The organism is Fulvimarina manganoxydans, from assembly GCF_900176465.1.
GTDB lineage: Bacteria > Pseudomonadota > Alphaproteobacteria > Rhizobiales > Rhizobiaceae > Fulvimarina > Fulvimarina manganoxydans.
The window spans coordinates 1-12,327 of the sequence record NZ_FWXR01000017.1 but is presented as its reverse complement, the minus strand read 5'-3'; the positions used below and the strand labels follow the sequence as shown (position 1 = coordinate 12,327).

At 63.8% G+C, this 12,327-nt stretch carries 14 protein-coding genes; 6 read left to right on the top strand and 8 right to left on the bottom strand.

Translation table 11 applies throughout. The features are described from left to right. Positions 1-97: 97 nt before the first annotated feature. Positions 98-1,351: a glycerophosphodiester phosphodiesterase family protein gene (locus tag B9A15_RS16205; RefSeq protein WP_084411570.1), complete on the bottom strand. Its 1,254-nt coding sequence runs from the start codon at positions 1,349-1,351 to the stop codon at positions 98-100. Between the two features lie 251 nt (positions 1,352-1,602). On the opposite strand from B9A15_RS16205, the gene B9A15_RS16200 reads away from it, so the two are divergent. Together B9A15_RS16200 and B9A15_RS16195 are read left to right on the top strand one after the other, a co-directional pair. Beyond that, positions 1,603-3,156 carry an SLC13 family permease gene (locus B9A15_RS16200; protein WP_084411569.1) on the top strand — a complete coding sequence of 518 codons (1,554 nt, stop codon included), beginning with the start codon at positions 1,603-1,605 and terminating at the stop codon, positions 3,154-3,156. A 186-nt stretch (positions 3,157-3,342) separates the two neighbouring features. Next, the gene (locus tag B9A15_RS16195; RefSeq protein WP_170923335.1) at positions 3,343-3,894 is read left to right on the top strand and encodes a DUF2380 domain-containing protein; all 552 of its coding nucleotides are present in this window, start codon (positions 3,343-3,345) and stop codon (positions 3,892-3,894) included. Between the two features lie 85 nt (positions 3,895-3,979). Here B9A15_RS16195 and B9A15_RS16190 read toward each other — a convergent pair whose 3' ends face one another. From B9A15_RS16190 to purC, 6 genes are all read right to left on the bottom strand, one after another. Next, positions 3,980-4,876, bottom strand: coding sequence for a DUF2066 domain-containing protein (locus B9A15_RS16190; protein ID WP_170923334.1), 897 nt, complete (start codon positions 4,874-4,876; stop codon positions 3,980-3,982). Positions 4,877-5,005: 129 nt separating this feature from the next. After that, positions 5,006-5,374, bottom strand: coding sequence for a hypothetical protein (locus B9A15_RS16185; protein WP_244556995.1), 369 nt, complete (start codon positions 5,372-5,374; stop codon positions 5,006-5,008). A gap of 62 nt (positions 5,375-5,436) precedes the next feature. After that, entirely contained in the window at positions 5,437-6,117 is a 681-nt protein-coding gene (purQ, locus tag B9A15_RS16180) for a phosphoribosylformylglycinamidine synthase subunit PurQ (protein ID WP_084411565.1), read from the bottom strand. Further along, entirely contained in the window at positions 6,114-6,371 is a 258-nt protein-coding gene (locus B9A15_RS16175; RefSeq protein WP_084411564.1) for a hypothetical protein, read from the bottom strand. The genes purQ and B9A15_RS16175 overlap by 4 nt, the downstream gene beginning before the upstream one ends. A 19-nt stretch (positions 6,372-6,390) precedes the next feature. Next, positions 6,391-6,633 carry a phosphoribosylformylglycinamidine synthase subunit PurS gene (purS, locus tag B9A15_RS16170; protein WP_084411563.1) on the bottom strand — a complete coding sequence of 81 codons (243 nt, stop codon included), beginning with the start codon at positions 6,631-6,633 and terminating at the stop codon, positions 6,391-6,393. A 70-nt stretch (positions 6,634-6,703) separates the two neighbouring features. Next, positions 6,704-7,468, bottom strand: a complete 765-nt coding sequence (gene purC / locus B9A15_RS16165) for a phosphoribosylaminoimidazolesuccinocarboxamide synthase (protein WP_084411562.1) — start codon at positions 7,466-7,468, stop codon at positions 6,704-6,706. Between the two features lie 296 nt (positions 7,469-7,764). On the opposite strand from purC, the gene B9A15_RS16160 reads away from it, so the two are divergent. Next, positions 7,765-8,082 (top strand): DUF1476 domain-containing protein, encoded by a 318-nt coding sequence (locus B9A15_RS16160; protein WP_084411561.1) that lies wholly within the window; start codon positions 7,765-7,767, stop codon positions 8,080-8,082. Next, entirely contained in the window at positions 8,079-8,861 is a 783-nt protein-coding gene (locus tag B9A15_RS16155) for an HpcH/HpaI aldolase family protein (RefSeq protein ID WP_084411560.1), read from the top strand. Before B9A15_RS16160 ends, B9A15_RS16155 begins: the two co-directional genes overlap by 4 nt. Before the next feature lie 48 nt (positions 8,862-8,909). Here the strand turns inward: B9A15_RS16155 and B9A15_RS16150 are convergent, their stop codons facing one another. Then, positions 8,910-9,662, bottom strand: a complete 753-nt coding sequence (locus tag B9A15_RS16150) for a pyridoxine 5'-phosphate synthase (RefSeq protein WP_084411559.1) — start codon at positions 9,660-9,662, stop codon at positions 8,910-8,912. Between the two features lie 145 nt (positions 9,663-9,807). Here B9A15_RS16150 and B9A15_RS16145 point away from each other — a divergent pair, with 145 nt between their 5' ends. Continuing rightward, positions 9,808-11,883 carry a hypothetical protein gene (locus B9A15_RS16145; RefSeq protein WP_084411558.1) on the top strand — a complete coding sequence of 692 codons (2,076 nt, stop codon included), beginning with the start codon at positions 9,808-9,810 and terminating at the stop codon, positions 11,881-11,883. A gap of 252 nt (positions 11,884-12,135) precedes the next feature. Continuing rightward, positions 12,136-12,327: hypothetical protein (locus B9A15_RS23255; RefSeq protein WP_210190535.1), on the top strand; the 192-nt coding region annotated here is incomplete at its 3' end.

Below are 12,327 nucleotides of genomic sequence, written 5' to 3'. Positions count from 1 at the left end.
GGGCGGCGAGGGCCGCCTGTTCCCATGTCGTTAAAAGTTCATGAACGTGTGAAGAAGCGCAAGACGGCGTTTCGCCCTTTGCGCTGTCCCCGCTGCATCATTGGGCGGCGCTCGCCGTCTGGCCGAGCCTCATGCAGTTGGCGAAAAAGGTCGTCGTCGCCGGCCAATCGGAGAAGACGCCGATCACTCCGACCTGATTGGCGAGGACGTCGAGCAGCTTCAGCATGTCGCCATCCGAATCCGTGATGTCGGAGATCGACTGGTAATACCAGCCACCGCCCGAGGCGAGCGGCCCGGAGCGTTCCAGCGACCAGGTGATGATGTCGAGCCCAGCCGCCTTGGCCGCTTCGGCATAGGGCGAGGGGACGATCTCGCTGTCCTTGGCGGTGACGAGCATCCAAAGCGGCGGAGCGATGATCTGCACGCCTTCATCCGCGAGCGCCTGCATCGACGGCTCGAAGGTCTCCGGCTTCAAGGGATCGAAGCCTTCCAGCGTCTCGTCTCGATTGTCGAGATAGACCGCCTGCTGGCCGAATTCCGGATATTCGCGGATCCAAAAGCGGATATCGTCGAGATTGAAGGACTGGGGATAGACGTCCTTCGGATCGACGCCCGACGCGATATAGTCCTCGATCATCTGCCGGGCATAGTCTTCCTGGCTGTAATCGCCCTCGAAAGGCATCGCGACTTCCGGGGTCTTCAGCTCGGGCGTGAACTTGCGGCCAAAGGACTTGATGAGATCGATCGAGTCCTTGTGGGTCATCAAAGTGCCTGGCGAATAGAGCGTCGTGCGCCAAGAAGCGTTACCACCTTGGAAGGCTTCCGCCGTCGTCGCCGTCTTGTCCGAGGAATCCATCTTGGCGTTCAGCGAGCGGAACTCGGCCAGCGTCAGATCCGAGGTGCAGCAGGTGGCGGTCGCTTCCGCGCCGTCGGTCGCCGGCGAGAACGGATTGGTGCATTTGGCCGCCAATTCGGGCCGGGTCAGGATATCGGTGGTCGTCGCCAGATCGCATTGGGCATGGCGACAGACGAGCTCGCGATCCTTGGTGAAGGAGACGTCGCATTCGATAACGCCGGCACCCTGGCGCGCGGCGGCCGTATAGGACTGGCGCGAATGCTCGGGAAACTGGAGCGGGGCGCCACGATGACCGATCGACCAGTCATTGACTTCCATCGGCTGGCCGATGCAGCTTGCGAGCTTCTCCTTCAGGGGACCGTCTTCCAGCGTGTCGACGAGATAGGCCGGGCGAACGCCGACTTCGGCCGATGTCGAAGCGCTCTCTTGCGCGAGAGCCGGGCCGGTCAGGCACGTCAGGAGGGCCAGAAACCAGAAGTCTTTCCGTGAGGCCATGATCGCGGCTCCTTTCCAATCGGCTTGAATTCGGTTGGGCATATGGCGCGCCGAAAGGCGACGCTCATTGCTGTGATCTAGCCAAGTCAGACGACAGGGTGACGACGGATCGGCGAGAAATCCGCATTCATAATTCGCGAGCGTTGGTCGCACCGGCGATCACGCAGGGTTCATCTCGCCCTGCAATTGCATCCTGCGGTCCTTTCGGGCGAAAGACAGCCGACGAAGCACATAACCGGAGTGAGCCGCTGATGGGCGAAGGTGCGGTGAAAGCAGACGGGGAAAGGGACCATGGCGGTTCTGCCCAAGAGACGATCGAGGCTTCGGTCCGGTTGATTCCCGTTTGCGCAGGGCTCGCACTCTTTGCTCTCTTCCTGGTTTTGCCCGCGCCGGAGGGCCTGTCGACCGAGGGCTGGCGCGTCGTCGCCGTGGCAAGCCTGATGATCGTCTGGTGGATCACCGAGGCGATCCCGGTCGCGGCCACCGCGCTTCTGCCGCTGGCCCTCTTTCCCCTGACCGGCGCCGTCGAGATGGGGCCGACAGCCGCGCCCTATGCCGACCCGACGATCTTTCTCTTCATGGGCGGTTTCATGCTGGCGAAAGCCATGCAGACTTGGAATCTCCATCGGCGCATCGCCCTGTCGATCGTCGCGCGCACCGGATCGCGCCAGCATCATATTGTCGGCGGCTTCATGCTGGCGACCGCCTTCCTGTCCATGTGGGTCTCCAACACGGCGACGACCGTGATGATGCTGCCCATCGCCCTGTCGGTCGCCGGCCTTCTGGCGGATGATGCCGGCGACGAAGCGGGAAGCGCGAAATTCGCTCTCGCCCTTCTGCTCGGGCTTGCCTATTCGGCCTCGATCGGCGGTGTCGCGACGCTGATCGGTACACCGCCCAACGCCCTTCTCGCCGGCAGTCTCTCCCAGGCCTATGGCTATGATCTCGGCTTCGGTCGCTGGATGCTGATCGGCGTTCCGATCGCCGCGATCATGCTGGTCATTTCCTGGCTGCTTCTCACGCGGATCGCCCTGCGCCTGCCGACCCACCAAATCGAGGGCGCCGAACGCCTGATCAAGGATCAGGTCGCAGCGCTCGGGCGCTGGTCGCGGCCCGAGATCATCGTCGGCGTCGTCTTCATCTCGGCCGCGCTTCTTTGGGTGTTTCGCTCGGCGCTCCAAGGCATCATACCGGGGCTCAACGATGCCGGGATCGCGATTGGCGCCGCTCTGGTCCTCTTTCTGATTCCGTCGGGCACGACAAAGGGCGTCGCTCTTCTCAATTGGGAGACGGCGTCGCGCATTCCCTGGGGCGTTCTCCTTCTCTTCGGCGGTGGGCTGAGCCTGGCCAAGGCCGTGGCGGAGACCGGGCTCGATCAGTGGATCGGCAATGCGATCGGCGGATTCGCGGGGGCCCTACCGCTCATCGGCATCGTGCTTCTGGTCGCAACGGTCATTCTTCTCCTGACCGAATTCACCTCCAACACCGCGACGGCGGCAACCTTCCTGCCGCTCCTTGCGGCCCTTTCCGAAAATCTCGGTGAAAATCCCTTAATGCTCGCCGTCCCGGCAGCGCTCGCGGCCTCCATGGCTTTCATGATGCCGGTGGCAACGCCGCCCAATGCGCTCGTCTTCTCTTCGGGGAAGGTCACGATCCCGCAAATGGTCCGCTATGGCGGCTGGCATAATCTTGCCGCCCTCCTGGTCATCTCGACGCTCGGCTATCTCATCCTCACGACCCTTTTCGGCGTGAGCGTCGGCGAATTACCGGATTGGGCGACGAAGGGCGCCGAGGCGGTGCAGTAGCGCCGTTTATCTCTCGCGACACGATGCGGCATTTGCCCTCCCACGCCATCGGTCGCACTATGGCGAACCCGCGAGAGGCCAAGAGAGGGCGCCGACTTTGTTCCGGCAGGCACCCTGATGCTTCTGGCGGCCTTCAAGATCCGGCATCGCCATAGGATCCGGGATCGGGCAGCATGGGAGGATGGCATGGGATGGATAACCTATGGGACGGTGGGTCTCGCACTCGCCTTGTCGCTGACGGAAGCGGTGCCGGCCCTGGCACAGGCGGCGGAGAATAGCCGCGCAAGCGTCGCCGTCATTGGCTTCGACTATTCGGATTCATCGGGCGAGCTCGAGGATCAGTCGGCCGAACATGCCGAACGGGTCGCCGCCTTTCGCCGGCAATTGCGCGACGGGATCATAGCGTCGGAACGCTTTGAGGCGGTGGAGCTTCCTTGCGTCGAGACCTCGGGCTGCACGCGGGGAAGCGCGCGGGCGGATCATCTCTTGAAAGAAGCGCGCGAAGCCGGCGCCGACTATCTGGTCTTCGGCTCGATCCACAAAATGTCGACCCTGGTCGGCAGCGGCCGGGTCGACGTTCTCGACGTCGAACGCGACCGGATCCTCATCGACCGCATCCTGTCCTTTCGCGGGGATAATGACGACGCGTTTGCCCGTGCTGCCGGCTTTGCCGCCAAGGATATCGTCAAGACGCTTGCCGAAGGCGAAACCGCGCGTCAGCGAGAAGCCGGACGCTGATCATCGACGATCATCGCCCGCTCGCATCGCTCGATATCGCGATGCGGCAGCGTGGGGCGCCAAGAAATCGTCCGAGGCCGGTCGGTCAATGATGCGGCAGAGAATTCGGTGTCTGTCTGTCGATCTTCGCGAGGCGCGCCGCAGCCCCGCCGATCGCATTGCGGAAGGCATTGTCGAAGGTGACGCCCGATATCGCCCAGCGTGAATCCATGACGCCTGGAGCTTCAAGATGCCAGGCGGCGCGCCAGCCCAACGCTTCGGCGTCCCAGTCGAGTGTGCCGGATAAAAACACTGCGGCCGCCGGATATCGGCCCGCAGGGGTTCTGTGTCCCGCCACACGGTTTTCCGGGTCGCCGGTCCCGGAGCGTGGGGCGATCTGGTCGGAACCGGCTCCCTGGCCATCCGGCGCAATGTGCTTCATTCGCGTCAAGTCCGTCCGTGTCGGCAGATGCAGCGACATGCCGAATTGAGCCGCTGCCGCGAAAAGTGCGTCCTTCTGGTCAATCCCATGGCGATCATCGGCCGCGAGGAAGAAAGACCCCGCTTCAGTCCTGATGGTGATGAGCGCGACGAGCGGCGGCCTGTCGATCCAGGCGGACGAGCCCAGCGAGGCAAGGGCGGCGTCGACTTTGACTGGGTCGAAGGCAACCGTGAGATCGTAAGGTCGGTCGCGTGAGCCCTGTTCGTCGTGATGCGGAATCCCCTCCATCCGATCGCGATAGCGATAGGAGACCATATAGGATGGGGCTTGTTCCGACAGGCGCACCGCTCTTGGTTCGCTGGCAAGCGAGATATCGCCCGACAGTTTGACGAAGACCTGCAAGAGGCAGTCGCGCAGGGCCGGTATTCGGGTTTCCGCCCGCTCGCCGGTGACGATCGTTTGACCTTCGTAAAGTGTGAGATCGGCAGCGATCCCGGGAGCGCCGGCGCCGGAAAGGAGCGCGATCGTCAAGCCCATGATCGGAAGACTGGCCCAATTCATAGCGATAGACCCCATAGGCAGAACCGCCGGACATGCTGGAACTGTCTTAAGATTGTCGCAGAGCTTTGGCGGAGAGTCACCTCCGCCTTTCGAGCCACTTGCGATTGGCCAGCCTAGTGCCCGAAGCGATCAAGCGCAGTCGTCGCTGCCCGTTCGCCAGCGATCGATATCGGCCGCAGCCTTGTCGCCAGCCTGGCTGCCGGTGAGGGGCCCGTAAATCGACACGTCGGAGGAGCCGGTCCTCCCTTCGATCACGAGAAGCGGGCGCTCTTCGGGCTTGCCTTCCGGCACGATCAGGAAGCGCGGACGGCCGGAAAAGGAGGAAAGCTCCGGGGCCAGGCCGTAGGACTCGAAGACCGGATCGCCGGAACGAAACCAGCAGCGATCGGCATTGAGGGTCAGGCGCTCCATGAGATCGAGCCCGGTCTGTCCGCCGGGTGACGTGGCGGACGGCTCCGGCACCGTCCCGCAGCCAGCAAGAAGCGTGGCTGTGGCCACGAACAGGGCGCTCGTGACGCGAGAAGCGGGACGGAGCAAAGGGGTCGTCCTGGGGTGGGTCGTCATGCGGCGAGACTGGCCGATAAGCCGAGAGCGCTTTCGAAAATCGCCCGCCCGTCCGTGCCGCCATGCTCCGATTCGACGAGATTTTCCGGATGGGGCATCATGCCAAGGACATTTCCCTCAGCATTGACGATGCCGGCAATGTCGCGGACCGCGCCATTCGGGTTCGTGCCTTCGGCATAACGGAAGACCACACGACCTTCGCCTTCAAGCTGGCTGAGGGTCTCGTCATCGGCGAAATAGTTGCCGTCGTGATGGGCAACAGGGCAGCGAATGACCTGACCCTTCATGTAGCCGCTCGTAAAGCGCGTCTCGGCCGTCACGACTTCGAGCTTCACCTCCCGGCAGACGAAGCGCAGCGTCGTGTTGCGCATCAGGGCGCCGGGTAGCAGCCCGGCTTCGCAGAGGATTTGAAAGCCGTTGCAGACGCCAAGGACCGGCACGCCGCGGCCTGCCGCTTCGACGACGGCCCGCATCACCGGCGCGCGCGCCGCAATGGCGCCGCAGCGCAGATAGTCGCCGAAGGAAAAGCCGCCCGGAATGACGACGAGATCCACATCTGGCAGGCTCGTCTCGGTCTGCCAGACGGTCTTGGGTGCCTTGCCGGTGATCGTGGTCAGCGCCGCGATCATGTCTCGGTCGCGATTGAGGCCGGGAAGAAGGACGACGGCTGTGTTCATGGATCCGATCTATACGGGGTTTCGGGCTCGGCCAATTCACGAAGTTCGAGGCGCCGCTCGATTCGATCGAGGCGATCCTCGTGCCGGTCGAGCTTTAAATAGATATTATGGATGTCGCTCTGCATCGATAGAAGATGCCCGCGCATGGCACTCAACTCCTGCCGAATGCCTTGCTGCCCGAATTTCAGTTCCGAGATATCGGACTGCACCGATTTCAGAACCTCATAGATCAGCTCATTCGTGACATGGGCCATGTCGGCACATCCCTTGCCCTCAATCGAGGGTAATAGAATAGTCCTCGATCACGGTATTCGCCAGCAGTTTTTCGCACATGGCATCGAGGCGGGCCTTGGCGCCATCCCTGTCGTCGCCCTCGATCTCCACATCGAAGACCTTGCCCTGGCGCACCGAGGCGAGGCCCTCGAAGCCGAGATTGCGGCAGGCGCCCTCGATCGCCTTGCCCTGCGGGTCAAGAACGCCGTTCTTGAGCGTGACGGTGATGCGCGCCTTGATCACTGGATGAGCCTGTCCCTGGAATAGATGAGTCGCAAAGCCGGTGCCGGCTGCTTGACGGGCCTGCGCCGCCTCACTTGACCAACACCGGCCCCGAGGGGCGGGGCGGCTCGTTCTCGTTCATGATGCCGAGCCGGCGGGCGACTTCCTGATAGGCCTCTACGAGACCGCCCATATCCCGGCGGAAGCGATCCTTGTCCATCTTCTCCTGGGTGTTGATGTCCCACAGACGGCAGGAGTCGGGGCTGATCTCGTCGGCGACGACGATGCGCATCATGTCGCCTTCGAAGAGCCGGCCGGTCTCGATCTTGAAGTCGATCAGCTGGATGCCGACGCCGAGGAAGAGGCCGGAAAGGAAGTCGTTGACCCGGATGGCGAGCGCCATGATGTCGTCGATTTCCTGGGGGCTCGCCCAGCCGAAGGCCGTGATGTGTTCTTCGGAGACCATCGGGTCGTCGAGCGCGTCGGCCTTATAATAGAATTCGATGATCGAGCGGGGCAGGACGGTGCCCTCCTCGATACCGAGGCGCTTGGCGAGCGAACCCGCCGCGATATTGCGCACTACGACTTCGAGCGGGATGATCTCAACTTCCTTGATCAGCTGCTCGCGCATGTTGAGCCGCCGAATGAAGTGCGTCGGAATGCCCATCTTGTTCAAATGCGAAAAGATGTATTCCGAAATCCGGTTGTTGAGGACGCCCTTGCCATCGACGACTTCATGCTTCTTCTTGTTGAAAGCGGTGGCGTCGTCCTTGAAGAACTGGACGAGAGTGCCGGGCTCGGGGCCTTCGTAAAGGATCTTGCCCTTGCCTTCGTAGATGCGGCGGCGACGTGTCATATCAAACTCTGCTCGTGCGGTGCGGACCCAGCGAGGGCGCACGGCGTCCATGGGTCACGTATCGCGGTGAATAGACCAAAGCGCACGGCTCCACAATCGCCGCTCGTTGCAAAGCGGCGAAGCGGAGCCATGCATGAAACAAGAAAATCGGCACTCGGCCCCTCCTGTTCAAGAGAGGGAGGCAGCCTGAACCGCTTTCTTCCCCAAGGCTGACCGAGATCAACACCGGGCTTTACCCTTGTGCTAAGAGGGGCCGGAGAATCACCGGCGCAGAGTTTGCGGAGGATTTACGACCCATGATGTTCAACGATCGCGAACGCGACTTCGAGAATCGCTACGTCCACGACCAGGAACTGAAGTTCCGCATCCGCGCCCGGCGCAACAAGCTCCTGGGGCAGTGGGCGGCTGAGAAACTCGGCAAGAGCCCAGACGAGGCGAATGCCTATGCCCAGGCCGTGATCCGGGCCGATTTCGAACTGCCGGGCGAGGACGACGTCTTTGCCAAGCTGCGGCACGATTTCGACGCTGCCGGCATCGAGATCTCCGACGCCGACATTCGTGCGAAGATGGCCGAGTCGCTTATCGAGGCCGAAAAGCAGGTCATGGCAGAGTGACGAACGAACCCGTTCTGGAAAGCCGTCTGCCGGCGCGCCTCAGCGAGGGGCGGCTGGCCTTGTCGGCCTGGTTTTCGACGCCCCACCCCCTGGTCCAGGAAGCCTTTCTCGGCGCTGATTTCGATCTCGTCACCTTCGACATGCAGCACGGCATGCACGAGGCGGGCGAGATTCGCGACGGCGTGGCGCTGGCGAGCCGCTTCGGCCGTCCGGCCGTCGTTCGCGTCCCGGTCGGGGCTTATGGCCTCGCCTCCTGGGCGCTCGACATGGGCGCCAGCGGCATCATCATGCCGATGATCGAGACCGTGGCCGATACCGAGGCGTTGGTGAAGGCGGTGAAATATCCGCCGCTCGGCCTTCGTTCCTATGGGCCCGCAAGGGCAGCCGAGCTGATGAAGCGATCCGCGGCCGATTATGTCGCCGGCGCCAATCGCGAGACGCTCGCCTTCGCCATGATCGAGACGCCGGGTGCGATGGCCGCGCTTGAAGACATCGCCGCCGTCGACGGTCTCGACGGGCTCTTCGTCGGCCCGGCCGATCTCTCGATCTCTCTGTCGGACGATGGCCGGCTCGATATCGAGGGTGACAGGCTCAAGACTGCGCTCAACCGCATCGTCGCGGCCACGGAAGCCGCCGGCAAGATCCCCGGCATTTACGCGCCGACGGCGGAGCATGCCCGCCATTACGCGGCGCTCGGCTTTCGCTATGTCTGCGTCTCCTCCGACATCGGCGTCGTGAAGGAAGGCGCCCGGCGTCTTGCCGAGGAAGCACGGGGCTGAGGACGGCGAAGAGCGACGGCCCCCGGTTTCAAACGAGGGCCGTCCTGATCAAACCGCCTGACCGCAGGCCCGGCGGAAGCGGATGACGGTTTCGGCCATGCCGAATTCCAGCGCATCGGCGGTCAGGCCGTGGCCGATGGAGACCTCGGCAAGGCTTGGAATACGGGCGATCAGCGCGGGGAGATTGGCGACGGTGAGGTCGTGGCCGGCATTGACGCCGAGGCCATGAGCGATCGCGGCGTCGGCGCTAGCGCCGAGTTTGTCGATCTCGCGGCTGGCCGCCTCCGGGTCGCCCCAGGTGCCGCCATAGGGGCCGGTATAAAGCTCCACCCGGTCGCAGCCGGTCTCGGCCGCGGCTTTCATCTGATCGGCATCCCCGTCGCCATCGGCAAAGAGCGAGACGCGCGCGCCTTGCGCCTTCAAACGCTCGACGATCGGCGCGAGCCAAGCGCCCTCGCTCTTGAAATCGAAGCCATGGTCGGAGGTCGGTTGAGAGGGATCGTCTGGCACGAGCGTCACCTGTTCGGGGGCCGCACGGGCGACGAGTTCGAGAAACGCCTCGGACGGATAGCCCTCGATATTGAACTCCGCTTCTGGAAATTCCGAATCGATCAGGCGGCGGATGTCGGGCAGATCGGAAAAGCGGATATGGCGCTGATCCGGCCTCGGATGGACCGTCAGCCCGTGCGCGCCGGCCTGGAGCGCGATTCGGCCAAGCCCGGTCACGCTCGGCCAAGGTAGGTCCCGCCGGTTGCGCAGAAGAGCGATGGCGTTGACGTTCACGGAAAGTTCGGTCGGCATAACGGCTCCGAATTCAGGACGAAAGTCGAATCGACGACAGGAGATTGCACCGTTCCCGCGAAATTCAAAGACAGCGCCGTTGACTTGCCGGCATCGGCCCGCAACTCTGGCAGCGGAGCTCGAGACTGAAACGCGGGAGGTTGCCTTGGGCGGCTCGAAATTCATTCCAATCGTCGTGGCGGGCCTTATCGGCCTCTTCCTCGGCTGGCTGTTGGGTCCGGATGTCGGCGACGTGGAGGAGCAGATGTCCTCGGTCCAAAGCTCGATGGCCGAGCAGCAGGACGCGATCGCACAGCAGGTCGGTGCCCTGCAGACCCAGATCCAGGCTCTGAACGAGCAGGTGGCGGGGCAGGCCGATAGCGCCGGCAAGACCGTCACCGATGCTGTGGGCGGCATCAGGAGCGATTTGCAGACCTCGATCGAGGAGTTGCGGAACGCTTCCGGCCAGGCCACGTCCTCGGCGCAGGAGCAGATCAGCCAAGTTGCCAGTGATGTGTCGAACCGTCTTCAGTCGATCGAACAGACGGTCGGCCAGCTCGGGGAGCGGCTCGATCAGGCCAGCTCCGGATCGTCGGCCGGGGATCAGGGCAACGGTCAGGGCGGCGGCGATCTCGCCGGCCGGGTCGGCCCGAACGGGGCGATCCTTCTGCCGGAACAGGCGGCCCTTTTCGGCAATACGCGTGTCGACCTCGTTTCGGTCTCGGGCGATCAGGCCACGATCTCGGTCGGGGGCCAGGAGCAAACGGTTTCGAGCGGCGACTCGGTCGATCTCTCCGGCGATTGTTCGGTGTCTCTCGCCGGTGTATCCGGCGGCGCTGCCTTCCTTTCAGCCGAGGGATGCTCTTCCGGTGGGTCGGATGCGTCCGCTTCGGGCGGCTCGTCCGGTGGCGGCGATGCCGGTCGGCTCGCCTCGCAGATCGGCCCGACGGGCGCGATCCTTCTGCCTGAACAGGCCGCGATCTTCGCCGGCACTCAGGTGAATCTCGTCTCCATCGACGAAAGCGCTGGCACGGCTTCGGTCGCCGTTGGCGGCACGGATCAGTCGACGGTTTCGGCGGGCGACAGCATCGACATCGCCGAGAACTGCTCGCTTACTCTTGCGGGCGTTGCCTCGGGCGCTGCCTATTTCTCCTCCGAAGGGTGCGGCAATGCGCCTTCGAGCGGTCAAGGTCAGGGCGAGGCGGCCTCGAACCAGTCCTCCGGCAGCGGCGGCGCTTCGTCCAGCGACAATCAGAGCGCCTCGAACCAGGCGGCTTCTGGGTCGGATGGCTCGTCGTCCGGCGGCACGTCCTCGGGCGGCGATAGCTACGGCGTCGGTCAGACGGCTTCGATCGGCGATGCGCGCATCTTCGTCTCCGGCGTTTCGGATTCGGGCGCGACGCTCTACTCCGCCGATGGCGGACGCAAGAGAGTTGATGTCGGTTCGACCTATGATGCCGGCAATGGCTGCGCGGTGACGGTCCAGGCCGTCGAAGGTGGCAGGGTGACGCTGTCGCAATGTGGCGCGGGCGGCGGTCAGAATGCGTCCAACGCCTCCTCCGGCTCCGGTTCGGACGCTGGCGGCCAGGCCCAGCAGGCGGCCAGTTCGTCCAGCAACGGCCAGTCCGGCGGCGGTGAAAGCTATGGCATCGGCGAGACGGCAAGCTTCGGCGATGCGCGCGTCTTCATCTCGGCCGTGTCCGACTCCGGTGCAACGCTCTTCCCGGCCGGCGGCTCGGATCGGCAGATGGTCGAAGTCGGCTCCTCCATGGATATCGGCAATGGCTGTACGGTGACGGTGAACGGTGTCGAGGGTAGCCGGGTCCAGCTGTCTGGCGGCTGCGGCGATCAGGCCGCCAGCACCAGTGGCCGGGGCAACGGCCAGTCCGAAAGCGGTGGCCAGGCGGCGGCTCAGGCCTCCGGCGCGAATGCCGAGCGGAACGCGGCTTCGAGCGAGCAGCCCGCCAATGCCGGCGGCAATGACGCCGCCGCCGCGTCCGGTGGCGGCCAGCAGGCTTCGGCCGGAAGCGGCGAGGGCTATGCCACCGGTCAGACGGCGACGTTCGGCGAGCAGCGCGTCTTCGTTTCGGCGCTCTCGGGGTCCGGCGCGACGCTCTATGTTCCTGGCGCAGGCCGCGAACAGGTCGAGGCCGGCTCGTCGATCGATGTGGGCAATGGCTGCTCGATCACGCTGGACGGCGTCAGCAATGGTCGGGCGCAGATTTCTGCAAGCGGCTGCTGAACCCATCGGATGAAGACGTGCGGCCCGCTCTGAAAAAGCGGCGGCCGCGCTTCGATCGACCCTTATGACAAAGGCGCGGTGCCCCGATTGGCCCCGCGCCTTTCTTATGTTTGCGCGCCCGCTCATCGTGTCCGCGCTCTACAAAGACAGCGCCCACGTGGTTGGAGCACGATGCGGAAAAGTTGCATTGAGGGTCTACGACAGTGTCTTCAAACGGCATAGATCGCGCGCTCGGCATTCGAAGGTCAGGCTTTGACTCTCATCGCGCATGTCATTCTCGATCCCCGTGCCTACGACATTCACACATCCTGCGAAGAGCCTTTATTCCAGGGCTTTGCGACCGACCGTTGTCTTGACGATGACCTTGGCGACTTGTCTCAGCTGCCGGCAGCAAGCACCGACGACTTCTCCCCCTGGGGGAGAGCGACTGTCTTTCCGGTCAAG